The following is a 24,189-nucleotide window of genomic DNA, read 5'->3' on the forward strand; positions in this document are numbered from 1 at the left end:
TTGTAGGATATCCTGCAAGCCCATAGCAAACGTGCTGCCTCCGAATGAAGATTATCCTCGCCGGCTCGAGCCACTGGCACGCCGAAATGCACCTCGACGCCGCACGCTTTCACGGTGCGGAGATCGCCGGTATCTGGGACGAGAACCCTGGCCAAGCGCATGCGTTCGCCGCGCACCACGACCTGCCGTTTATCGAAGATTTCAAGGAGATACTCTCCAGCCCGCCGGATGTGATCCTGTTGATGGGGCACCCTTCGATGGTGCCGGCGCGGGCACGTGCGATCATCGCGGCAAGGATACCGCTGATCCTGGAGAAGCCGGCGGCCAGCCATACGAGGGAACTGATGGCGCTGCGCGACCTTGCCAGGCAGTACCAGGCTTTTGTCGCTGTTCCCCTGCCCAACCGTTTCGGGCCGGCCGTTGCCGGCCTTGAACGGCTGCGCCGGCAAGGTCGCGCCGGCCCCGTGGCGCATTGCCAGTTCCGGCTGGTCAACGGCCCACCGCAACGCTACATCGCCGACGGTGTCGCCTGGGTGCTCGACCCGGCGGTTGGTGGCGGGGGTGCGTTGAGGAATCTCGGCATACACGGCGTCGACGCGGCACTCAGCCTCGCAACCGGCAAACTCGGCCTGAAAAGCGTTTCGATCGCGAACCGCATCCATCCCGGCCCGGTCGAGGATCACGCACTTCTGGTGCTGGAAGACGAGGCCGGCGCGCTGTTCATCGTCGAGGCCGGTTACTCCTTTGCTTCGATGCGCCCCGGCGGTGACTTCGAGTGGCGCATCGTCAGTGCCAATGCCACCCTCATCGATCATGGCGACCATGTTATCTGCGCAACGCTCGACGACGCGGCAATCGTCGACTTGCCGGTCGAACTGCCGGCAACGCGCTACCGTCTGTTCATACGCGATACGCTTGACCGGCTGGCCAGAAAGGCGCCTCCGCCGGTGTCCATCGAAGATTATGTTGCGGCGATGTCGCTGATCGACGCCGCTTATCAAAAGGCAGGACCATGATTGGAATAGGAATTATCGGCGCCGGCGATTTCGGCGCAGCCCATGCGCGGGCAATCCGTGAGGTTGGCGGCATTCGCCTCGTCGCCGCCTCTCGAGGAAATGCCGACGCACTGCAGCAATTCACCGCTGAACATGGCGGCCGCGGCTACGCGGACTGGCGAAGGCTGCTGGACGACAAGGAGGTCGATGCGGTCCTCATTGCCAGCCCGCACCATCTCCATGCCGAAATGGCCATCGGCGCGGCAAAGGCCGGCAAGCATATCCTGCTCGAAAAACCTATGGCGCCGACGGTGGCTGCCTGCGATGCGATCAACGCCGCCGTGGCCAAGGATGGCGTCAAGCTGATGGTCGCCCACCTGATGCATTTCGCCCTGCCCTGCATGGCGGCCAGGCAAATTCTGGAGGAAGGCGAGCTCGGCCGGCCGCTCGCCGGATCGAGCTGGATCATCAAGCTGTGGATGGAGCACAATCGCCGCGACTGGCATCTGCGCAAGGCGACCGGCGGCGGCATGCTGTTGACGGCCGGCATCCACGCGGTCGATCGCCTGGTCTGGCTGATGGATGACGATGTCGTGTCGGTGAGCGGCATGCTCGGCGCCAAGTTCCATGACCAGGAAGCAGACGACAGCGCTCTGCTCGGATTGCGCTTCGCCGGCGGCGGCATCGGCCAGGTGCAGAGCGTCGGCTATCGCACCGGCGCCACCACCTATGCCATGGATCTGGTCTGCGAGCGGGGAACGCTGCGCATCGACATGGACCGCGGCACCATGCTTGGCCGCGAGACGGTCTGGACCGAGCTGCCCGGTTCCTTTGAGCCGAACTGGATGCATAACGCGCTGGTGCGCGAATGGAGCGCAATGCGCGATGCCATTGCCGATGACACGCCGGTGCCGGTCGACGGCATCTATGCGCGCAAGATCGTCGCCATTATCGAGGCTGCCTTCGCGTCGAACGAAACCCGCCGCGAACACGAGATCGCCGGTGGACGCTGACCTCGACGACCATCTGGCCCGCTTGCCCGCACACGCACCGCGCGGCATCTGGGGCGCGGTGATGCTGGCCATCGACGATCGCGGAGCGATCGACTGGCAGGCGACGGAAGAGACGATCGCCCGGCTCTGCGCCTCAGGCATCGACGGCGTCTATTCCAATGGCACGGCCTGCGAATTCCATTGCCAGACCGAGCCCGAATTCGACCGGCTTTGTGAGTTGGTCGCAACCATAGCCGGCCGCGCGCGCCTTCCTTTCCAGATCGGCATCAGCCAGTCCAATCCGCGCGTCGCGCTCGAGCGACTGACGCGGGTCGCCGGACTTCGCCCGGCGGCGGTGCAGTTCACGCTGCCCGACTGGTGGCCGCCCAGCGACGACGAGGTCATGCGCTTTGCCGGCGGCCTGTGCGAGGCCGCGCCTGAAACACCGCTGGTGCTCTACAATCCGCCGCACGCCAAGCGCCACCTGACGCTCGACGGCATCGCCAGTCTGCGTGCGGCCGTGCCATCGCTGGTCGGCGCCAAGCTGCCGGGCGGCGACGCCGGCTGGTATGCCGACATGCGCCGCAAACTGGACGGATTTTCCGTCTTCGTCCCCGGCCACACGCTGGCAACAGGCTATGCTGGAGGTGCCCATGGCAGCTATTCCAACGTTGCCTGCCTCAACCCGAAGGGCGCGGTGCAGTGGTGGCAGATGATCCGCACCGACATGGTCGCAGCTGCCGAGGTCGAGGCCCGCATATGGGCGTTCCTCGCCGCACATGTTCTACCGTTTCGCACCCGTTACGATGTCAGCGATGCAGCACTCGACAAGGCGATGGCGGCGGCCGGCGGCTGGGCGCCGCTCGGTCCGCGATTGCTCTGGCCCTACAACTCGGTTCCCGACGAGGAGATCCCGACGCTGGCCAAGGCCGCTTACGCGGCTTTCCCGGAATGGTGGTAGACCCGTCACCAAGGCGCGGGACGACGGTGGCTCTTCAGCAGCCGGCGCGTGCTCCCTGTGTCGCGCGTGACGCAAACGCCCCCGGCTGAGGGACATCGGCCTCGCGCCGTGCCAGTGAATTGCGCAAGAGCGCGATCGCCTCGCGGCCGGCGGTCGCAATCTCGCGTGGCCTGTCGACGCCGACGATCATGAACTCCTTGATCCCCAAAGCGGCGTAGGAAAGCAGCGACAGCGCGACCTGCGCCGGCGGCCCGGCAAGTTCGAGCGCCTTCTGGCAGGAAGCGGCCGATTTGTCTTCCGAACGGATTCGGACGGGAAGCGCGAAACGCAGCTTGCCGGCCCGGCCGTGTTCGGCAGCAGCGCCGCGTACGCGCTCCATTGACTGGTGAATTTCTGCAAGCGAGCCAGGCGCCAGCTCGAACACGTCCGCATGCCTGCCCGCGACCCTGAGCGCAGTGCCCGACTGCCCGCCCATGCGGATGGTCACATCGGCACCATGCGGCCCCTTGCGCGGCACATAGCCGCCTTTGATGCTGTAAAAGGTGCCTTCATGGTCGAACGGCCTGTCGTTCGACCACAACCGCTTCAGCAGCACCAGATATTCATCAATGCGTTGCCAGACCACTGTGTGGCCGGCCGGACGTGCCTCGGCATCGTCGTCGCTCAGCGGCTCGCTGAGCATCCTGAGCGACAGCCGGCCACCGCTTCTCGCGTCGAGGGCAGCGAGCTGCCGCGCCGCCACGGTTGGTTCGATCACGCCTGCCCAATGCGTGAGCACGACCTCCAGGGACGAGGTCCGGTCCAGCGTCTGGGCGGCAAGGTCCATATTGGTCAGCAGCCCGGCCTGGTCGTCGATGACGATCCTCTGGAATCCAGCATCCTCGATCAGTGACAGCTTCGTCGCGGTCTCGACAAAGTCATAGAAAAAGCTGGCGTCGGCAGCGTGGATCTTACCGGGAACATGCGTGAACTCGATCGGCATTGCCATCTCCTCCATCACGTTGGAATCAGGGCGCGCAAATGCACACCGGCATTCGGTTCATCAACTCCGGAATTTCTGCAAACGGCAGGCCGCTATCCCGAGGAAGCCTCGATGATCAGAGCCTTGACAATCAGGGGATCAGCCCCAGTACCACTGCCCCGGTGAATACAAACGCAAGGGCAAAGACGAGATAGGCGAAAGCACCGGCATAGGCCGGCCGCCACACCTGGTCGGAACCCAGCCTTTGGCCTTTGCGGGCAGTCTGAGCGTTCTGGCTATAGGACATATCGACCTCCGTCTCGGCGCTTAATCTATAAAATCAGTAGACTTTGTCGAGTGCTATTTTCGCGCGATCCTTAGAACAATTTTCTCCAAACGGCGGACAAGTTAGTGCTTTTACTGCTTAGCGCTGCCTTTTGCGGCATGCCGGGGTGACGGCAGGAAACGTCAGGTCCATGTGTCTGTGGCTCCTTGGCCATCCAATGGATGAGGGATAGCATCGCTTCAGCGGAAAGCCGCGACGTCACGGCAAGGCAGCAGGGAGCAAACCATGGGGACAAGACTGGCCGGCAAGGTCGCCATCATTTCGGGTGGCGCGACAGGAATGGGCGGTGCGGCCTCGGAGCTTTTCGCGGCCGAGGGCGCCAAGGTGGCGATCGTCGACCGCAACGGCGAAGCGGCGGCGGCCACCGCAGCGGCAATCAGGCAACGCGGCCATGTCGCCGAACACTGGGTCGCCGACGTATCGGATGAGGCACAGGTCGAAGCGGCGGTGAAGGGCGCGACGGAAAAATTCGGCCCGGTCACGGTTCTGTTCAACCACGCCGGCACCCTCGTCATCAAACCCTTCCTGGAGACCACGCTGCAGGAATGGGACTGGCTGCATGCCGTCAATGTGCGTTCGATGTTCCTGATGGCGCGCGCCGTGCTGCCCGGCATGATCGCCGCCGGCGGTGGTTCCATCGTCTGCACCTCGTCGATCTCGGCGGTGGCGGCGACGCCGATGGAGGTGCTTTACGACACCACCAAGGGCGCCTGCCACATGTTCGCGCGCGCCATCGCCGTCGAGTTCCGCGACCGCAACATCCGCTGCAATGCGGTCTGTCCAGGCTTCATCAGGACACCGCATGGCCTGCGCGAGGTCGCCGATCTCGACAAACTCGGCGTCGATGTCTCCGACGCGGCAATGGCGGCGCAACAAGGGCGGATCGGCGAGCCGGAAGAGGTCGCGAAGGCAGCCCTGTTCCTGGCCAGCGACGAGGCCAGCTTCGTCAACGGCGCCCATCTGTTCGTCGATAACGGCTTCACCGCGATGTGAAAGGCGAAGCGCCGCTACCGCTCTTCGCGCCGGAACGGCTTGAGCAGCGCCGACGGGGCCACCGCATTGCGCGACATCACCGCCATAGCGACGATGGTGAAGATGAACGGCAGCATCAGGAAGGCCTCGTAGGGGATATGGCCAAGCCCGCTCGCCTGCATGCGCAACTGCAGGGCATCGACGAAGGCAAACAGCAGTGCCGCGCCTGCCGATCGCCACGGATCCCAGCGGCCGAAAACGACGAGCGCGATTGCCACCCAGCCACGCCCCGAAACCACGCCGAAGGTGAAGGCGTTGAATTGCGCCATCGACAGGAAGGCACCGGCCAGTCCCATCAAGGCACCGCCGAGGATCACCGCCTGGAAGCGTGTTGCAACGACGCTGACGCCGGCCGAATCGGCGGCGCGCGGGTTTTCGCCGACCATGCGGACCGACAGGCCCCAAGGCGTGCGGTAGAGCACGAAGGCGGCCAGGGGAATGGCCAGCATCGCCATGTAGACCAGCGAAAACTGGTTGAACACCGCCGGCCCGAGCACCGGAATGCCGGACAGGATCGGGATCGGCAGCGTCTCGAACCCCTTGATGTTCGGTGGCACCGATTGCTGGCCGAAGATCAGCCGGTAGAGGAAATAGGCAAGGCCCGACGAGAACAGCGTCACGCCGATGCCGCAGACATGCTGGCTGAGGCCGAGCGCAACCGTGAACAGCGCGTGCACGGCGCCCATCAGCGCCCCGGTCAGCACCGCCGCTAGCACGCCAAGCCAGAGGCTGCCGCTGAGGCTCGCCGCGGTGAAGCCGGTCATCGCCGACAAAAGCATGATGCCTTCGATGCCGAGATTGAGCACCCCCGCGCGCTCGGAGAACATCTCGCCCAGCGTCGCGAAGGCCAGCGGCGTGGCGATGCGGATGATGGCGGCCAGGAAGCCGACCTGGAAGATCTGTTCCAGCACCACGCTCATTTGGCTATTCCCACGCGACGGATGCGATAGGCGGTGAACAGCAGCGCCACCAGCATGGCGAGCAGCGCCGTTCCCTGGATGACATCGCTGAGGAAGGCCGGAACGCCGGTCGCCCGCGACATCGCCTCGGCGCCGGTCATGACGGCGGCAAGGAAGATCGCCGCCGGCACGACGCCGAGCGGATTGAGCCTCGCCAGCATGGCGACGACGATGCCGGAATAGCCATAGCCCGGCGAGATGTCGCTCATCACCTGGAAATGCACGCCGCCGACCTCGCCGACGCCGGCAAGGCCGGCCAATGCGCCAGACAGCAGCGCCGTCGAAATCAGCACCCGCTCGACATTGATGCCGCCATAGCGCGCCGCCTCGGGGTTTTCGCCGGTGACCCTGATGCGGAAGCCGAGCGTGGTGCGCGCGACCACGAACCAGATGACCGGTGCCGCGACCAGCGCCGCGACGACGCCGAGATGCAGCCGTGTGCCTTCGAGCAGCACCGGAAAATTGGCCGTATCCTCGATCGGCGGCGAGATCGGGTAGCCGCTGAAACTGTCCTTCCATGGCCCCTCGATCAGCGCCATCAGTGCATAGAAAATGACCGAGTTGAGCAGCAGTGAGCTGACCACGTCATCGACCCTGAATTTTACCCTCAGCGTGGCGGGGATCAGGGCGACGGCCGCGCCGGCGGCAGCGCCCGCCAGCGCCATCAGCAGCATGGCGAGCGGCCCCGGCATCGGGATTGCACCGACGGCACAGCTCGCCGCCGCACCAGCCAGCAATTGCCCTTCGGCGCCGATGTTCCAGAATTTGGCGCGGAAGGCGACCGCCACGGCCAGTCCGGTGAAGATCATCGGCGCGGCACGCACCAGCGTTTCGGTGATGGCGTAGCTGTCGCCCAAAGACGCCGAAAACATAACGCCATAAGCCTCGACGACGCCGGCGCCGGCCAGTGCGATGAGGCCGCTGCACAGGATCAGCGTCGCGCCGATAGCGAGCAGCGGCAGCGCCAGATTGAACCAGGCGGGCGTTGAGGTGCGGGCCTCGAGACGGAACATCAGGCATGGCCCTCCGCTCCGGTCATCATCAACCCGAGTCTGGCGATGCTGGCGTCGGCGCTGTTCAGCGTGCCGACGATGCGGCCTTCATACATCACCGCGATACGATCCGAGAGCATCAGCAACTCTTCCAGATCCTCGCCGATGACAATGATGCCGCAGCGCTTGGCGCGCATGTCGAGGAATTTTTCGTGGATGAAGCGCGCGGCGCCGATGTCGAGGCCGCGAGTCGGCTGCGAAACGATCAGCACCTTCGGATCGAAGGCGAGTTCGCGCGCCAAAAGCGCCTTCTGCAGATTGCCGCCGGAAAGCGCCCCGGCGCGCGTCATCGGCCCGGGGCAACGTATATCGTAGGCTTTGATCTGTGCCTCGGCGAAGGCGCGGATCCCATCCGGCTTGAGCAGGCCGTTGCGGCTGAACGCCGCCGTGCCGATGCGCGGCAGCACCATCGAATCGGCGAGCGGCAGATTGGTGACCAGCCCTGTCGTCATACGGTCTTCCGGGATGCGGCCGAGGCCGAGCGCCTGCACTGTGCTCGGCGAGAACCGCGAAACCGTTTTGCCGGCTATGGTCATCTTCCCGGCATCGGGCGCACGCACGCCGGAGATGACCTCGGCAAGCGCGCGCTGGCCATTGCCGGAGACGCCGGCGATGCCGAGGATCTCGCCGCCACGAACCGACAGCGAAACATCGCGCAGCGCCATGCCGGAATGATGCGATGTCGAGATACCGTCGAGGGTCAGCACGGCCGCACCCGGCATCGACGGTCCTCTGGCCGGAGGCACGATCTCGTGGCCGCACATCAGCCGCGCCATCTCCGACGACGTGGTGCTGGCCGGCGCATCGACGCGGCCGGCAACGCGCCCATGCCGGAGCACGACGCAGCGATGCGTCAGCGCTCGCACCTCGTTGAGCTTATGCGAGATGAAAATGATGCCGAGCCCTTGTGCCGCCATCGAGCGCAGCGCCGAAAACAGCCCGTCGACCTCGGTTGGTGCCAACACCGCCGTCGGCTCGTCGAGGATCAGCAGCCTTGCGCCGCGAAACAGCGCCTTGACGATTTCGAGCCGCTGTTGCTCGCCGACCGACAGCGCCGAGACGGGGAGGTCCGGGTCGAGCGTCAGCCCGTGCTGGCGGCCGATCTCGGCGAGCCGCGCCAGCCCGCCGGCGCGGTCGATCCGGCCCGATCTGCCGGGAATGCCGATCAAGAGGTTCTCCAGCACCGAAAGCCGTGGTGCGAGATGAAAATGCTGGTGCACCATGCCGATGCCGACGGCCAGCGCATCGGCCGAACTGTTGATCGCCACCGACCGGCCCTGCACCAGGATCTCGCCGGCATCGGGCGCATAGGCGCCGAACAGCACGTTCATCAGCGTCGTCTTGCCGGCACCGTTTTCGCCGAGCAGCCCGAGGATTTCACCCGGCGCGACGCTGAGATCGACGGCCTCGTTCGCCTGGACGGCGCCAAAGCTCTTGGAGATGCCGCGCATTTCGATGAGAGGGGCAGGCGTTGACAAGGGTGCTCCCGATCGGAATTGGCTTTACGGTTCAGGTTTGATCGACGGGAATGCGCTGCACCCCCCTCTGGCCTGCCGGCCATCTCCCCCTCAAGGGGGGAGATCGGATGTCACTTCGGCTTTCGCAAATCGTCAGCGCTGAAGAAGAGGTGCTGTCGGCGAAGCTGCTAATCTCCCCCCTTGAGGGGGAGATGGCCGGCAGGCCAGAGGGGGGTGCGACAAGCACCGGACCCCCAAAAGACAGCGCTCAGTCCGAGACCGGCGTATTCTCATCGACGTCGACGCGGAAATTGCCGTCGAGGATCTCGGCCTTCTTCTTCTCGACCAGTTCCTTGACCTCGGCCGGCAGCGTCTTGTCGAACTTGTGGTAGGGCGCGAGATAGGAGCCGCCCTTGGCCATGCGCGAGAAATCGCCGTAATCCTGCGCGGTGAAGACGCCGGCCTTGACCAGCTTGATCGCCTGCTCGACGGTCGGATACATGTCCCAGACCGGCCCGGTGATCACGGTGTCGGGGCCGAGGCTCGACTGGTCCGACATGTTGGAGATAGCGAGGATCTTCTTCTCCGCCGCCGCTTCGATGACGCCGAAGCGCTCGGCATAGATGACGTCGACGCCGGCGTCGATCTGGGCGACCGCCGCTTCCTTTGCCTTTGGCGGATCGAAGAACGAGCCGATGAAGGCGACCTTCTTCTTGATGTCGGGATTGACCTCCCTGGCGCCGGCAAAGAAGGCGTTGACCAGCCGGTTCACTTCCGGAATGCCCATCGCCGCGACGGCGCCGATCGTGCCCGATTTCGACATTTTTCCGGCGATCATGCCGGACAGATAGGCCGGCTCGTGGATCCAGTTGTCGAAGACGCCGAAATTCGGCTCGGCCGGCCCGGCGCCGGAGCCGAACAGGAAGGCGGTCTTCGGGAACTGCTTGGCGGTCCTGCGCGATTCGCGCTCGGCGGCGAAGGCATCGCCCAGCACCAGCTCATAGCCGCCCTGCGCATATTCGCGCATGACGCGGCTGAAATCGGCCGTCTGCACCTTCTCCGACCATTTGTATTCGATGCCGAGTTCCTTCTCGGCCTTCTGCAGGGCAACGTGGATCTGGTTGTCCCACGGCTCCTCGATCGGCGTGGCGAAGATAGCCGCCACTTTCAGCTTCTTGGTCTTGGCAAAGGCGCTGCCCGGCAGCATCGCCGCCGCCAGGCCGAGCGCGCCCAGCTCCAGCACGTTGCGGCGCGAAAGCTCTTCGCGTTTCGATTGGATTCTGCTCTTCCCGTTGTCCATTGCATGCCCCTCTGATTGGCGCCGTGTCGAGCCGGCTCTCTTCTCTGGAATATCAGCGAAGGAACTATGGAACGGTGCCCGGCTTTTGTCCACATGGTCAAATTTGAGTGGGCGGAACGCGCCATTAAATGGTCCGGCAAATCGACGCTTGCTCACAATCTCTCCAGCGCCACCGCGATCCCCTGGCCGACCCCGATGCACATGGTGGCAAGTGCATAGCGGGCGCTACGTTCGCGCAGCTCCAGCGCCGCCGTGCCTGATATGCGCGCGCCGGACATGCCGAGCGGATGGCCGAGCGCGATGGCACCGCCATTCGGGTTGACGTGCTCCGCATCCTCGGCAATGCCGAGCTGGCGCAGCACGGCGATGCCTTGCGAGGCAAAGGCCTCGTTGAGCTCGACGACATCGAACTGTTGTGGCTTCAGGCCGAGCCGGGCACACAGCTTCTGCGTGGCCGGCACCGGACCGATGCCCATGATGCGCGGCGCGACGCCGGCGGTGGCACCGCCGAGGATACGGGCGATCGGCGTCAACCCGTATCTTTTCGCGGCTGCTTCCGAGGCGACGATCAGCGCCGCGGCGCCGTCATTGACGCCCGAGGCATTGCCGGCCGTAACCGTGCCGCCTTGCCGGAACGGCGTCGGCAACTTGGCCAACGCTTCGATCGACGTGCCGCCGCGGGGATGCTCATCTCTGTCGACAACGACCGGATCGCCCTTGCGCTGCGCGATCGTCACCGGCGTGATTTCCTTTGCCAGCCGGCCATTGGCTTGTGCGGCTACAGCCTTGTCCTGGCTGCGCACGGCAAATGCGTCCTGGTCGGCGCGGGAGACAGCGAACTCTTCCGCCACGTTCTCGCCGGTCTCCGGCATCGAATCGACGCCGTATTGCTTCTTCATCAGCGGATTGATGAAGCGCCAGCCGATCGTGGTGTCGTAAATCTCGGCATTGCGCGAAAAGGCGGTCTCTGCCTTCGGCAGCACGAACGGAGCGCGGCTCATCGATTCGACGCCGCCTGATATCATCAGCTCCGCCTCGCCGGCCTTGATGGCGCGGGCAGCAATCATCACCGCATCCATGCCCGAACCGCAGAGACGGTTGACGGTCGAGCCCGAAACCTCCTTCGGCAGGCCGGCCAGCAGCAGCGCCATGCGCGCCACATTGCGGTTGTCCTCGCCGGCCTGGTTGGCGCAGCCATAGACGATGTCGTCGATGGCAGCCCAGTCGATGTTTGGATTGCGCTCGACCAGCGCCTTCAGAGGTATAGCGCCGAGATCGTCGGCACGGACCGCCGACAACGAACCGCCGAAGCGTCCGATCGGCGTGCGGATGTAGTCGCAGATATAGGCCTCGGCCATTATACAGCCTTCCCGGTTGCGCTGATGATTTCTGCTCCCGACCCAGCCATGTTGGCCGCATTCTCCTTGAGACGAAAGCACATCTCGCCGCCGGCCGTTAGGCCAAAGAGAATTTCAGCTGCCGCCCGCCGGGAGCGGCGGATCAGCCGATGCTTTCTCCACCGTCGATCACCAGCGCCTGGCCGGTCATGAAGGACGAGCGGTCGGAGACGAGGAACAGGATCGCTTCGGCGATTTCCTCCGCGCTGGCCCAGCGCTGCATGGGAATTTTGGTGCGGACATAGTTCTCGATCGCCGCCCGCCCGCCCATCTGCGCGATGAACGGCTCGTTGAAGGGCGTATCGACCCAGCCGGGGCACAGCGCGTTGATGCGGACATTGTGTTTGGCATAGTCGAGCGACATCTGCCGGGTCATCGCCACCACTGCATGTTTTGACGTTGCGTAGGCGATCATTTCGCGGTCGTAGAACACACCCGAATTTGAGGCGGTATTCAGGATCACCCCGCCGCCTTGCGCGATCATCGACGGCATGACCAGCCTGGCCGCCAGGAACTGCGCCCGCACATTGATCCGCCAGGAGGCATCCATGCCGTCGGCGCCGACTTCGGTCAGCGTGCCGCCGACCTGGATCCCGGCATGATTGTGCAGGATGTCGATCCGCCGATGCCGGCCCAGCGTTCTCGCAATGAGCTGCTCGACCGCCGCATCCTCGCCGACGTCGGTGGCGACGGCCTCGGCCCGACCGCCGGCCGCACGAACGTCGGAAGCGGTTGCTTCCCCCGCCGCCTGGTCCCTGTCGGCGATCACCACGAGCGCACCTTCCCTGGCCATCATCATGGCCCCGGCACGCCCGATCCCCGACCCGGCACCCGTCACCACGGCGATGCGATCTCTCAGAATCATGTTTTTTATCTTTCAGTGTGATGGTTTTCGTTGCCGCAGTTGCCATTGGGCAACCACCACGAGCACAACGGAGGCGACGAGCACGATCGTCGCGATGGCATTGATCTCCGGCGTGACCCCGCGCCGGATCGAGGCGAAGACATAGATCGGCAACGTCGTCTGTGCGCCGGCGACGAAGAAAGCGACGATGAAATCGTCGAAGGAGAATGTGAAGGCGAGCAGGAAGCCGGCGATCACCGCCGGCATGATCTGCGGCAACACGATGCTGCGGAACGTCGTCAGCGGGGTGGCGTAAAGATCGCTCGAGGCCTCGACCAGATTGCGGTCGAGGCTGCCGAGGCGCGTGCTGACAATCATCGCCACCAGCGCCATCGAAAACAGCCCGTGCGCGGCGATGATCGAGCCATAGCCGAGCGCCAGGCGCGGTGGCTGGTCGTTCGGCCACAGCGAAGCGACAAACGGGTTGACCACCCCGAATAGCTGGACCAGCGCGACCAGCGTCGAGATGCCGATGACGACACCAGGAACGACGATCGCAGCACCCAAAAGCGCATCGAACACGGCTCGCGTCCGCGCGCCGACACGCGCCAGGCCAAGCGCGGCGGCCGTGCCGCACAGCGCCGCCAGCAAGGCGCTGGTCGTGGCGATGAACAGGCTGTTCTTCAGCGCTTCGACCAGGAACGGGTTTGCCAGTGCCTTGCCGTACCATTGCACCGAGAAGCCAGTGAACTCGCTGGCGTGGTGGCCGGCGTTGAACGAAAACAGCACCACCAGCGCGATCGGCAGGTAGAGAAAGGCAAAGACCGCAACGACGAAGGCACGCATCAGATCAGGTCCACCCGGCGGGCACCCGAAAGCCGGGTCGAAATGCGGTTCGCGGCAAGCAGCACGACCACTGAAACCGCCACAAGTGTGATGGCGATTGCCGATCCGAATGGCCAATTGCGCGATTGCAGGAACAGATCGACCAGCGCGTTGCCGATGAAGAAGACCTTGCCGCCGCCGAGTAGCGTCGGGATCAGATATTCGCCGAGCAGCAGGATCATGACCAGCGAGAAGCCGGTCATCACACCTGGCAGCGACAGCCGCAGCGTCACGCCGAGGAATGTCGAGATCGGCGTCGCGCCGAGATCGGCGGAGGCCTCCAGCAGCCGGCGGTCGAGCCGCTCGAGGCTGACATAGATCGGCAGGATCATCAGCGGCAGATAACCATAGACGATGCCGAGCAGAACCGCTCCCGGCGTGTTGATCAGCCGCACGTCCTCCATCCCGACATAGGCCAGGAGAGCTGGGATGCCGCGCCCGCCAAGCACATACATCCAGGCATAGGTTCGCATCAGCAGGCTGGTCCAGAACGGGATGACGACAAGTGCCAGCAGGATCAGCTGCCACCGTTCCGGTGCGCGCAAAGCGAGGTAATAGGCGACCGGATAGGCAACGAGAAGACAGGCCAGTGCGCCCGCCGGCGCCAGCACCATGGTGTTCCAGAAGGCGGTCGCCCGCGCCGGAAGATTGGCAAACTGCGCCAAGGTGAAAGCGGCCTGATAGCCGCCTTCCGGCGCCCGCTCGCCGACGCTGAAAACGGCAATCGCCACGAACGGCAAAACTAAAAACACCACCAGCCACGCAGTTGCTGGACCGAGCAGCAGGGCGGTCAGGAGATTGTGACGAAGGACATTGCTGCGCATTGAAAAAACCGCCCCGGTGCCGGCGGACATCTGTCCGCCGGGGAGTTGCCTGCAACGAGCCTGTGGCCTGCCAGGTTCAAGCCGACTTGAAGCGTGCCATCAATTCGGCCCGGCCCGGATCGGTTAGCGTTGCAGCCGCACCGAATTCGAGCGGCTTCAGCAGATCCGCCGCCGGATAGAGGATCGGATTGTCCAGCACCTCCTTGGGCAGCAGCGCATTGACCCGCGCATCGGTGGAAGGCGCGCCGTTGGCCAGGTGCTCCTTGACCGCGACTTTCGGGTTCATCAAATAGTTGAGCAAGGCATAGCCGGCAGGCTTGTTCGGCGCATCCTTGGGTATTGCGTAGAAGTCGGTCCAGATCTCGCCGCCTTCCTTGCCAAGCACGTAGGCGATTTCGGGGATGTCGCGGTGGAGCTGCGCCCCGTCATTGGTCCAGCACATCGTCATCCAGGCGTCGCCGGCACGCATCGACGGCTGGTAGTCGCTGGAGACCGCGAACAGATGCGGCTTGACCTTCAGCAGCAATTCCTCCGCCTTGGCGAGTTCGTCCGGCTTCAGCGAGTTGAACGAGAAGCCGAAATATTTCAGCGCGATGCCGATCGTGGTCAGCTGGTAATCATGAACCATGGTCCGGCCGTCGCCCTCCGCCATGGCCGTGTCCCAGAATTCCTTCCAGCTTGTCATCGGCTTGGTCAGTTTCTTGGTGTTGACGGCAAAGCCGGTGGTGCCCCAATTCTTCGGCACCGCGTAGGTCACGCCATCGATCGTGCCTTCCCCAGTGAAGCGCGGGTCTTCTTGCGAGCCGTCATAATTGGCAAGCTTGGCCATATCCAGCGCCTCGATGATGCCAAGCTTCTTGTAAGTCGAGATCGTGTAGTTGGTCGGAACGAAAAGGCTCCAGCCCGAGGCGCCGGCCTGCAGCTTGGCCAGCATCTCCTCGTTTGACCCGAACACGTTCACCTCGACGGCAACGCCGGTTTCGGCCTTGAAATTCTCGAACGTCGCCGGGTCGTGATAATTGGGCCAGGTGGCAATCGACATGCGGTCGCCAAGCCCCTCCTGGGCGAAGGCTGGCGACGGCATGATGCCGAGTTCGCGGGCCATTACTGCCGTTGCGATGCCTAGGCCGGTGAGGCCAAGGAACTCGCGGCGGCCGATGGAACCGCGCTTGAGGCGCATCAACTGGTCGACGAATTTTTCAGGGCTTATCGGCAGTCCGTCACGATACGATTTCGACATTTTTGTTTTCCCTCTGGTTGGTCCCGTTATTCTCCGGAAACGCCAGCGGCGTTCCGGCTGTAAAGCCGACGGCGACGGGTTCACCCGGCTTGAAGAGATTTCCACCGCCAACCAGATGATCGGCCTTGGCGAGCAGTGTCCCGATGCCTTGGACCTCGATTGCATATTCCGCGGTGGAACCGAGAAAGATCCGGTTGCGGACAAGCCCGTTCAGCCGGCCGCTTCCGGGCGCGCCGAGACTTAAGGATTCAGGACGCAGGCTGACCGAGACGGCTTCGCCCTGGGCTAGCGAAGTGCGCTTGCGCGCGGCGATGACGGTGCCGTCGGCAAGCGCTATCTCGACGAGCTTGCCCGAGAGCCCGACGACCTTGCCGCTCAAGAGATTGGTCTTGCCGACGAAATCGGCGACGAAGAGGTCGGCGGGTTCATCGTAGATTTCGCTCGGCTGCCCAAGCTGGACGATGCGCCCGCCATTCATGACGCAGACGAAATCGCTCATCGACAGTGCCTCTTCCTGATCGTGGGTGACCAGGACGAAGGTGATGCCGATCTCGCGCTGCAGGTTCTGCAGCTCTATCTGCATGTCGGTGCGCAGCTTCTTGTCGAGCGCCGCCAGGGGCTCGTCGAGCAGCAGCACCGCCGGCTTGTTGACCAGCGCCCGCGCCAGGGCGACACGCTGCTGCTGGCCGCCGGAAAGCTCATGGATCTTGCGGCGTCCATAGCCCGCAAGCCGAACCATGGCGAGCGCCTCGCCTGCCTTCAGGCTGATCTCCCGCGACGACAGGCGCGGCCGCGCCTGGCGTAGGCCATAGGCGACGTTGTCCGCCACATCCAGATGCGGAAACAACGCATATTGCTGGAACACCATGTTGACCGGCCGCCGATAGGGCGGCGTGCCGGCCATGTCGCGGCCACGGATGAATACCACACCTTCGCTTGGCTGTTCGAAACCGCCGATCATGCGCAAACAGGTTGTCTTGCCGCAGCCGGACGGCCCGAGCAACGCGACAAAGGCAGACGGCGGGATGGCAAGATCGATGCCGCTGACCGCGATCACGCTGCCGTAGCGTTTGGTGACCCCGCGAAACTCGATGTCGGGCACTGCGGTCAAAGCTGCGGGCTCCAGCGGCTAGTTGGTCTCGAAACGCTATCAGAGCCAATGGCGGCTAGTATATACCTCCCAGGTGGTATATTTCGTCTATTTTCTCGTATGGAGGGGTATGAATTGGGCGTTTCACGCAGCGATGAATACAGCCGGCTCGCTGCGCTCATCGCAGCGACGCGGGAGACGAGCGGCGAGCTTTTCGGCAAGGCGATGGTCGCCTGGCTCCGCCAGCATGTCAGCTTCGATCATTGCGTGATCTTCGGCTATCGCGGCGCCTCACGCCCGCCGCTGCTGTTCGAGACATTCTCGCCGGCCGAAAGCCACGTCTTCGTTGCGCTCTATCAGGAAGGGCCTTATCTGCTCGATCCGTTCCACCATGCGGCAGTCGAGCGCAAGGAAGGCTTTTGGCGCATGCGCGAATTGGCGCCGGATCGCTTCTATGCCAGCGAATATTACCGCTCCTATTACAGCCAGACCAGGCTTGCGGAGGAGGTCGGCTTTTTCGTGCCGCTGCCGGGAAAGGACGCGCTGGTGGTCTCGCTAATGCGATTGCGCGCTTCGGGGCCGTTCGGAACCGCCGATGCCAGGTTGCTGCGCGACATGGCGCCTGCGGTGATCAGCCTCGTCAGGCTGCGCTGGCCTACCCTTCCGGCTGACGGACCGGTTGGGACGAAGCAAGACGAGGCGATTGCTCCGGTCAGTGAGTTCGAACGTGCTCACATCTGGAAGAGCCTTTCGCTCACGCCGCGCGAACAGCATGTCGTCGATCTGGTGCTTCAGGGCCATTCCACGGAATCGATTGCCAGGGCGATGCGCATCGTGCCGGGAACCGTAAAAGTTCATCGCCGCAACATTTACCGCAAGCTCAAGATAAAGTCGCAGGCGGGTCTGTTCGCGCGTTTTGTCGAGATCATGGACGCACGGATTCGGTAGTCCCAAGTTCAGCCGGCAGCGCCGTCCCAGGAACCGGTTTCGGCCATTTGCCTGAGCCGGGGTGCCACTCGAAAGACATCCTTGCCGGTCTGCTGGTGCCAGTGATCCAGCCGCTGGATGATCTTGTCCACGCCTTCGAGGCTCGCCCAGAACATCGGCCCGCCCTTGCCGACCGGGAAGCCGTAGCCGTTGACCCAGACGACGTCGATATCGGAGGCGCGGGCGGCAATCTTTTCCTTGAGGATTTTGGCGCCCTCGTTGATCATCGGATAGAGCGTCCGCTCGATGATCTCCTCGGCGCCGATCGCGCGCGGTGCAACACCGCGCTCGGCAGCCTTGTTGCGGATCAGCGCCTCGACATCGGGATCGGGCAGCGGCGTGCGCGAACCGCCTTCATAGCGATAGAAGCCGCTGCCGGTCTTCTGGCCGAAATGTCCCTGTTCGCACAACGCATCGGCGATCACGGCCGTCTGGCCACGCGCCTTGCGGTTGCGCCAGCCTATGTCGAGGCCGGCGAGATCGCTCATCTCGAACGGCCCCATCGGCCAGCCGAAATCGGTGAACACCTGGTCGACCTGGCGCGGCATTGCGCCTTCGAGCAGAAGCGTCTCCAGTTCCGCACCGCGCGCCGCCAGCATGCGGTTGCCGACGAAGCCGTGGCAGACGCCGACAACGACCGGCACCTTGCCGATCCGCCGTGCCAGATCGACGATGGTCGCCAGCACGTCGGTCGAAGTCTTGTCGGCGCGGACGATTTCCAAAAGCTTCATGACGTTAGCCGGCGAAAAGAAATGCATGCCGAGGAGATCTTGCGGCCGCGACGTCGAAGCGGCGATTTCGTTGACGTCGAGATAGGAGGTGTTGGTGGCGAGGATCGCGTCCGGTTTGGCCACGGCATCGAGCCTGCCGAAGACCTCCTTCTTGACCGCCATCTCCTCGAACACGGCCTCGACGATCAGGTCGCAATCGGCAAGATCGGCATAGTCGGTGGAAGCCTTGAACAACCCAAGCCGTTGGCGCTTGGCGTCTTCGCTCAGCGAGCCGCGGATGACGGAAACGGCATAATTCTTGTTGATCGTCGCCAGCCCGCGCTGCAAGGCCTCGTGTGTCGCTTCCAGCAAGGTCACGGGGACGCCGCCGTTGGCGAACGCCATGGCGATGCCGCCGCCCATTGTGCCGGCGCCGATGACGCCGACCCGGGCGATCTTGCGCCTGGCGACGTCCTTGCCGGCAATCTTTGCCGCCTCACGTTCAGCGAAGAACAGATGCCGCTGCGCGCGTGATTGGTCCCCGGCGACAAGCTTGACGAACAGGTCGCGCTCCGCCGCCAGCGCTTCGTCGAAGGGCAGCGTCAGGGCGTTGCGGACCGACTGCGCACAGGCGATCGGCGCCTCGAGGCCGCGTGCTTTGCCGGCAAGCACTGCCGCTTCCTTGTCGAACGCCGGCAAGTCGGCCTGGTCGAGGCGATCATTGCGGTCGCGCACCGGCGTGAACGGACCGCCTTTCGCGGCCGTTTCGTTGGCGAAACTCACCGCTTGCGCGGTCAGGTCGCCATCGAAGACGGCATCCACCAGGCCGGCGGCGAGCGCCTCGGCCGCACCGATCGGCGTTCCCGAAACGATCATGCTGAGTGCCTTCAGCGGACCAACCAGGCGCGGCAGGCGAACCGTGCCGCCGCCGCCCGGCAGCAGGCCGAGCTTGACTTCCGGCAGGCCGAGCCTTGCCGTTCGGTCGGCAACACGGAAATGGCAGCCGAGTGCCAGTTCCAGGCCGCCGCCGAGCGCAGTGCCGTGAATGGCCGCGACCGTCGGCTTGGCGATGGTTTCCAGCATGGCGACTAGGGCGCCCAGGTCCGGTTGCCGCGCCGGCTTGCCGAATTCGGTGATGTCGGCGCCGGCGACGAAGGTCCGCCCGGCGCATGCTATCACGATTGCTCCGACCGACGGCTCGTCGCGCAGGGAAAAGAGCGCCTGCATCAGCGGCTCGCGCACATGGAAGCTCAGCGCGTTGACCGGCGGATTGTCGATGCTCACCACCGCGACGTTGCCGTGCCTTGTAGTGCTGACGAAATCGGACACGCAAACCTCACGCAATGATGTTGGCCAATAGCGCGACGGGATTTACAGCGCTGGCATGCGGATGGGAACCACGTGTTTTGCGGGCCGCATCGATATCCCCTCGCCGCCGGGTGGCCTTGCCTTAGCGCAGCGCCTTCTGCCCACCGGCGGCGGTGATGACGCCGACGATGATCAGCCCGGTCAGCACCAGGCGGACGCCGACGCTGACGCCGAACGTGTTGAGCATGGTCAACAGCAGCACCAGGAACAGCGCCGCGCCCCAGACCCCCGGCACATTAGCCTTGCCGCCCGCCACCGACGTGCCGCCGATGACGACGACGGCGATCGAGGCCAGCAGATACTCATTGCCGATATCGACATTGGCGCCGCGGAAATAGCCGGCGAGCAGTGCGCCGTCGAGGCCGCCGAGCGCGCCCGACAGCGTGTAGGTGAGGAAGCGGGTGCGGCCGACATTGACGCCGGCCAGCCAGGCAGCGCGGATGTTCTGGCCGATCGCCAGCACCGAGCGTCCGTAGATCATGCGCTGCAAAACGATGCCGGCGCCGATGGTGAACAGCACGGTGAGGATCGCCAGCACCGGAATGCCGAAGATCTGCCAGTTGGTGAAATCGGCAAAGCCCGGCGGCGGCTTGATCTGCAGGCCCCGCCCATAGCTGATATCGACCGACTGGATGACGAAGCTGGCCGACAGCGTCGCGATGATCGGCGGAATGCGCAGCGCCCAGATCAGCAGATAGTTGACGGCGCCGATCGCCATGCCGCAGGCAAGCGCTGCCAGCAGGCCGACCGCGATCATCGCATCATTGCCGTCCATGACCTTCATGGCGACGGCGCTGGCAAGGCCGATATTGGCCGGCAGCGACAGGTCGACATTGCCCGGCCCGAGCGTGATGACGAACATCTGCCCGACGCCGACGATGACCGTGAAGACGGCGAGCGACAGCGCCGCCGTGATCATGCCGCCGCCGCCATAGCCGCCGGTGAAGGCGATGGTCGCCAGCCACACCAGCAGCGCCCCGAAAAACGACCAGATCCAGGGTCTGGCGAGCAGTGTCCGCAGCGATGCCATGCTCACCTCTCCCTGCGGCTGATCAGCACCCGCGCCGCCAGCACGATGATCAGGATGGCGCCGTTGGCGGCCACCTGCCAGTCGGGCGGAATGTGCATGAACGTCAAGAGCGGCGATGCCGCCAGCGCCAGCGTCAGCGCGCCGATGACGGCGCCGATCGGCGACACCCGGCCGCCGACGAACTCGCCGCCGCCGAGGATGACGCCGGCGATCGAAAGCAGCGTGTAGCCATTGCCGATATTGGCATCGGCCGAGGTGGTGATGCCGATCAGCGCCATGCCGGACAAAACGCCGAACAGGCCGGTCAGCGCAAACAGCGCGATCTTGGTGCGCAGCAGCGACCAGCCGGCGCGCTTGAGTGCGGCTGAATTGCCGCCCGATCCACGCAGGATGACGCCGTAGGAGGTGCGCATCAGGCCAAAATGGACGACGGCTGCGATCAGCAATGCCGCGATGATCGGGAACGGAATGAAGGGTGGCTTGAAGGCCATCAGCGCCAGCAGCCAGTCCGGCGCCTTGCCGCCGGGCTTGGGCAGGATCAGGATGGCCATGCCCTGCCAGACAAAACTCATGCCGAGCGTCACCACGATAGAGGGCAGGTTGCGCAGATGGATCAGCGCGCCGAGCAGCGCGTAGACGCCGATCGACCCGAGCAGGATCACGACGCCGAGCAGCGGCGCGTCCTTCAGCCATGTCGCCGTCACGCAGCCGACGAAGCCGACAAAGGTGCCGATCGACAGATCGAGCTCGTTGCCGGCGATGACGAACATCTGCGCGATCGTCGCCAGAGCGATCGGGATCGCCAGATTGAGCATCAGGCTGAAACCGAAATAGCTGATGGCGCGCGGGTTGAGCCAGGCGATGGCGATGAGCACCAGCGCCAGCGACAGTGCCGGCAGCAGGCTGCGCAGCATGCGCGCCCGCCTCGTGGCGCGAGCCGAAGATTTTAGCCCATTCTCGACGGATACCGCTGTCATCTCAGGCCGCATCGCCGAACGACGACTGGATGATCTTTTCCTCCGTCAGTTCGTCGCGATGAAGCTTGGCGACGATCCGGCCGTTCTTGAACACATAGATGTGGTCGCAATTGTCGAGCTCTTCGGTTTCGGTGGTGTACCATAGGAAAGTGCGGCCATGGCGAGCCTCCTCGCGCACCAGGTCGTAGACTTCGAGCTTGGTGCCAATGTCGACGCCGCGCATCGGATCGTCCATCAGCACGATCTTGGCGTCGGAGCCGAGCGCCCGCGCGAACAGCGCCTTCTGCTGGTTGCCGCCGGACAGCGAGAAGATGTTGTTGTTCATGTCGGGCGTACGGATGCCGATTTTCCGCTGCCACAACTCGGCGAGCTCGGCTTCGCGCTGCGGCGAGATCAAGAGGCCGTTGCGCAATCGCGCCAGCGAACGGATGCCAATGTTCTCGGCAATCGACCATTGCGGAAAAATCCCGTCCGACTGGCGGTCGCCGGCAACCAGCGCCACCGGCGCGGTGACCTCGATGCCGGTCTTGGCACGGGAAGCCGCAGCAAAGATAGCCAGCAAAAGATCGGTCTGCCCATGCCCGGCAAGTCCGGCAAGGCCGATGATCTCACCGGCACGGGCGACGAGCTCGTTGCCGTCCTGCTGTCGCGCCGGGCGCGCCCGGACCCGCAGCGGACCGGGCTCCGGCTTGCCGCTCGCAATCTCTGCGGCGGTCTTCTCGCGCGCCTCCGCTCCGCCCATCGCCGTCACCAGCCTGTCGCGGTCGAAGGCGTCGGCCTGCCCGGCGGCGACCACCTTGCCGTCGCGCATCACCACGATGCGGTCGGCATTTCCGAGCACTTCGCCCAACACATGCGAGATCAGGATGCAGCTCTTGCCGGCAGCGATGAAGCGGCGCACGAACGCCAGCAGCTGGCCGGCGGTATGCGCGTCGAGCGAGGATGTCGGCTCGTCGAGGATAACCAGCTCGAGCGGCTCCTGCGTGACCGTGAAGGCGCGCGCCACCTCCACCATCTGCCGGCTGGTGATGGAAAGATCACCGACGATGTCGGATGCCGAGATGCTGTGGCCGGGGAAGATCTCGTCGAGCTTGGCGGCGATCAGATCGGCCGCCTTGCGCCGCCAGCCGAAGCCATGCAGCGACGCGTGGTTGATCCGCGTGTTCTCGGCGACGCTGAGGTTCGGGCAGAGCGACAGCTCCTGGAACACACAGCGTATGCCGAGCTGCTGCGCGCGCGGCACCGAATAACTTGCCTCGACACCGCCGCGGACCGCGATCTGCCCGCTGTCGGGGGCAAGCGTGCCCGCCACCATATGCATGAGCGTCGATTTTCCGGCGCCGTTATGGCCGACGAGACCGACGCATTCTCCGGCACGAACGCTGAAATCGACACCGGCGAGCGCCCTGACGGCGCCGAAATGTTTTTCGGCTCCGTCCAGTCTTATGATGTCCAAACTGACGGCGCCGAAAAGCTTTTCGGCGCCATCCGGCATGATGATGTCTGCATTGGCCTCGGGCATCCCTCAACGATACCCGGTTATCCGTGGCGGCAACAATAGCGCCATGCTCACTTGATGTTGGCCTTGATCGCCGCGATGGCGTCTTCCTGCGTGTATTCGTGGCTGGCGACGCCGCCCTTCGGAATCTTCGGCAGCGCGGCCTCGAAATCGTCCTGGGTGAAGGCAAGATAGGGCACCAGCAGGTCGTGCGGCACGTCGGTGCGGCCGTCGAGCACCTGCTGCGCCACCCAGAAGGCAAGCGTCGATACGCCCGGTGCGATCGATGCCGACCAGGTCTTGTAACCGTCCTTTTCCTTCTGCTCCTTCCACCACTGCAACTCGTCCTGGCGATTGCCCATGATGATGGTCGGGCGTGGCTTGCCGGCGGCGGCGAAAGCCTGCGCCGCGCCGTAGCCGTCACCGCCCTGGTCGACGACCCCGACAACATCCGGCAGCGAAGGCAGGATCGTCGCTACGGCTTTCTGTGCCGTGGTCTGGTCCCAGTCGCCGGTCACCGAGCCGACGATCTTGAACTCGGGATGGGCAGCGACGCCTTCGAGGATGCCGGCATGGATGGCATCGTCGATCGAAGTGCCGGCGAGGCCGCGGATTTCCAGCAGGTTGCCGCCCTTGGGCTGGAACTTGGCCATCTGCTCGACTTCCTGCTTGCCCATGTCCTTGAAGTCGACGACGACGCGGTAGGCGCAGGGTTCGGTGACGATACCGTCGAAGGAAACGACGACGATGCCGGCGTCGCAGGCCTGCTTGATGGCGCCGTTGAGCGCATCCGGAGACGCCGCGTTGATGACGATCGCGTCATAGCCCTGCAGGATCAGGTTCTGCACCTGGGCTGCCTGCGTCGGCACTTCCTTGTCGGCCGTCGTGAAGACGTCCGCGGCGCCGACCACCTTGTCGGCAACCGCCTTCTTGGTAACGATGGCGTAGCTGTCCAGCATCGCCTGCCGCCAGGAATTGCCGGCGTAATTGTTGGAGAAAGCGATTTTCTTGCCGCTGGTGTCGGCAAGAGCGGTACCTGCGGCGAGCATCGCCGCAAGAGCTCCTAAAGCGAATATTTTCCTCATGTCATACTCCTCCCGTGAGTTGCTGTCTTACTGGTGGTTAATGGCTGGCTGGTGGGTATTGGCTGATACGCTCACAATCTTGTTTTTTATCTATTATCAGACAAATGCAGATAGGCGGCAAGCTGTCAACATCAAACCATGGCCGGCGATCAACTTGCGGTGCAATCATTGAAACCGGTTCGACTCCTGGTCTAGGGAT

22 protein-coding genes are annotated in these 24,189 nt (G+C 64.3%); 5 read left to right on the forward strand and 17 right to left on the reverse strand.

What is annotated here, in order from left to right:
• The first annotated feature begins 44 nt into the window (after positions 1-44).
• Genes NKI72_RS19425 through NKI72_RS19435 form a run of 3 tightly spaced genes read left to right on the forward strand, consistent with a single transcriptional unit; the run spans position 45 to position 2,948 of the window.
• Entirely contained in the window at positions 45-1,016 is a 972-nt protein-coding gene (locus tag NKI72_RS19425) for a Gfo/Idh/MocA family protein (RefSeq protein WP_352834673.1), read from the forward strand.
• Positions 1,013-2,008: a Gfo/Idh/MocA family protein gene (locus NKI72_RS19430; RefSeq protein WP_352834676.1), complete on the forward strand. Its 996-nt coding sequence runs from the start codon at positions 1,013-1,015 to the stop codon at positions 2,006-2,008. Before NKI72_RS19425 ends, NKI72_RS19430 begins: the two co-directional genes overlap by 4 nt.
• Complete coding sequence (locus NKI72_RS19435; protein WP_352834678.1) at positions 1,998-2,948, forward strand: dihydrodipicolinate synthase family protein; 951 nt, start codon at positions 1,998-2,000, stop codon at positions 2,946-2,948. The genes NKI72_RS19430 and NKI72_RS19435 overlap by 11 nt, the downstream gene beginning before the upstream one ends.
• 34 nt (positions 2,949-2,982) lie before the next feature.
• Here the strand turns inward: NKI72_RS19435 and NKI72_RS19440 are convergent, their stop codons facing one another.
• Positions 2,983-3,930, reverse strand: a complete 948-nt coding sequence (locus tag NKI72_RS19440; protein ID WP_352834679.1) for an LLM class flavin-dependent oxidoreductase — start codon at positions 3,928-3,930, stop codon at positions 2,983-2,985.
• A gap of 130 nt (positions 3,931-4,060) precedes the next feature.
• Entirely contained in the window at positions 4,061-4,216 is a 156-nt protein-coding gene (locus NKI72_RS19445; RefSeq protein ID WP_023678176.1) for a hypothetical protein, read from the reverse strand.
• A 264-nt stretch (positions 4,217-4,480) separates the two neighbouring features.
• Here NKI72_RS19445 and NKI72_RS19450 point away from each other — a divergent pair, with 264 nt between their 5' ends.
• Positions 4,481-5,248, forward strand: a complete 768-nt coding sequence (locus tag NKI72_RS19450; RefSeq protein ID WP_352834681.1) for an SDR family NAD(P)-dependent oxidoreductase — start codon at positions 4,481-4,483, stop codon at positions 5,246-5,248.
• 14 nt (positions 5,249-5,262) lie between these two features.
• On the opposite strand, the gene NKI72_RS19455 is transcribed toward NKI72_RS19450, so the two are convergent.
• The 10 genes from NKI72_RS19455 to NKI72_RS19500 form a co-directional block, all read right to left on the reverse strand.
• Complete coding sequence (locus NKI72_RS19455) at positions 5,263-6,207, reverse strand: ABC transporter permease (protein ID WP_352850519.1); 945 nt, start codon at positions 6,205-6,207, stop codon at positions 5,263-5,265.
• Entirely contained in the window at positions 6,204-7,259 is a 1,056-nt protein-coding gene (locus NKI72_RS19460; RefSeq protein ID WP_352834684.1) for an ABC transporter permease, read from the reverse strand. The genes NKI72_RS19455 and NKI72_RS19460 overlap by 4 nt, the downstream gene beginning before the upstream one ends.
• A complete protein-coding gene (locus NKI72_RS19465; protein WP_502898597.1) occupies positions 7,259-8,749 on the reverse strand; it encodes an ABC transporter ATP-binding protein in 1,491 nt (496 codons plus the stop codon). The genes NKI72_RS19460 and NKI72_RS19465 overlap by 1 nt, the downstream gene beginning before the upstream one ends.
• A 274-nt stretch (positions 8,750-9,023) precedes the next feature.
• Positions 9,024-10,055, reverse strand: a complete 1,032-nt coding sequence (locus tag NKI72_RS19470; RefSeq protein WP_352683733.1) for a BMP family protein — start codon at positions 10,053-10,055, stop codon at positions 9,024-9,026.
• A gap of 152 nt (positions 10,056-10,207) precedes the next feature.
• A complete protein-coding gene (pcaF, locus tag NKI72_RS19475; protein WP_352772203.1) occupies positions 10,208-11,413 on the reverse strand; it encodes a 3-oxoadipyl-CoA thiolase in 1,206 nt (401 codons plus the stop codon).
• A 142-nt stretch (positions 11,414-11,555) separates the two neighbouring features.
• Positions 11,556-12,317, reverse strand: a complete 762-nt coding sequence (locus NKI72_RS19480) for an SDR family NAD(P)-dependent oxidoreductase (RefSeq protein ID WP_352834687.1) — start codon at positions 12,315-12,317, stop codon at positions 11,556-11,558.
• Positions 12,318-12,329: 12 nt separating this feature from the next.
• Positions 12,330-13,142: an ABC transporter permease gene (locus NKI72_RS19485; protein WP_352834690.1), complete on the reverse strand. Its 813-nt coding sequence runs from the start codon at positions 13,140-13,142 to the stop codon at positions 12,330-12,332.
• Positions 13,142-14,005 carry an ABC transporter permease gene (locus NKI72_RS19490; RefSeq protein ID WP_352834691.1) on the reverse strand — a complete coding sequence of 288 codons (864 nt, stop codon included), beginning with the start codon at positions 14,003-14,005 and terminating at the stop codon, positions 13,142-13,144. The genes NKI72_RS19485 and NKI72_RS19490 overlap by 1 nt, the downstream gene beginning before the upstream one ends.
• 76 nt (positions 14,006-14,081) lie before the next feature.
• Complete coding sequence (locus NKI72_RS19495) at positions 14,082-15,245, reverse strand: ABC transporter substrate-binding protein (RefSeq protein WP_352850521.1); 1,164 nt, start codon at positions 15,243-15,245, stop codon at positions 14,082-14,084.
• The gene (locus tag NKI72_RS19500; RefSeq protein WP_352540866.1) at positions 15,226-16,356 is read right to left on the reverse strand and encodes an ABC transporter ATP-binding protein; all 1,131 of its coding nucleotides are present in this window, start codon (positions 16,354-16,356) and stop codon (positions 15,226-15,228) included. The genes NKI72_RS19495 and NKI72_RS19500 overlap by 20 nt, the downstream gene beginning before the upstream one ends.
• A gap of 114 nt (positions 16,357-16,470) precedes the next feature.
• On the opposite strand from NKI72_RS19500, the gene NKI72_RS19505 reads away from it, so the two are divergent.
• Positions 16,471-17,283 carry a helix-turn-helix domain-containing protein gene (locus NKI72_RS19505; RefSeq protein ID WP_292657193.1) on the forward strand — a complete coding sequence of 271 codons (813 nt, stop codon included), beginning with the start codon at positions 16,471-16,473 and terminating at the stop codon, positions 17,281-17,283.
• Positions 17,284-17,291: 8 nt separating this feature from the next.
• Here NKI72_RS19505 and NKI72_RS19510 read toward each other — a convergent pair whose 3' ends face one another.
• The 5 genes from NKI72_RS19510 to NKI72_RS19530 form a co-directional block, all read right to left on the reverse strand.
• Positions 17,292-19,361: a 3-hydroxyacyl-CoA dehydrogenase NAD-binding domain-containing protein gene (locus NKI72_RS19510; protein WP_352834696.1), complete on the reverse strand. Its 2,070-nt coding sequence runs from the start codon at positions 19,359-19,361 to the stop codon at positions 17,292-17,294.
• A 121-nt stretch (positions 19,362-19,482) separates the two neighbouring features.
• Positions 19,483-20,430, reverse strand: a complete 948-nt coding sequence (locus NKI72_RS19515; protein WP_352456288.1) for an ABC transporter permease — start codon at positions 20,428-20,430, stop codon at positions 19,483-19,485.
• Between the two features lie 2 nt (positions 20,431-20,432).
• Positions 20,433-21,407 (reverse strand): ABC transporter permease, encoded by a 975-nt coding sequence (locus NKI72_RS19520; protein ID WP_023678190.1) that lies wholly within the window; start codon positions 21,405-21,407, stop codon positions 20,433-20,435.
• A gap of 1 nt (position 21,408) precedes the next feature.
• Entirely contained in the window at positions 21,409-22,902 is a 1,494-nt protein-coding gene (locus NKI72_RS19525; RefSeq protein WP_352850529.1) for a sugar ABC transporter ATP-binding protein, read from the reverse strand.
• 74 nt (positions 22,903-22,976) lie between these two features.
• A complete protein-coding gene (locus NKI72_RS19530; RefSeq protein ID WP_352481006.1) occupies positions 22,977-23,990 on the reverse strand; it encodes an ABC transporter substrate-binding protein in 1,014 nt (337 codons plus the stop codon).
• Positions 23,991-24,189: the final 199 nt, after the last annotated feature.

The organism is Mesorhizobium sp. M0437 (genome assembly GCF_040321335.1).
Classification (GTDB): domain Bacteria; phylum Pseudomonadota; class Alphaproteobacteria; order Rhizobiales; family Rhizobiaceae; genus Mesorhizobium.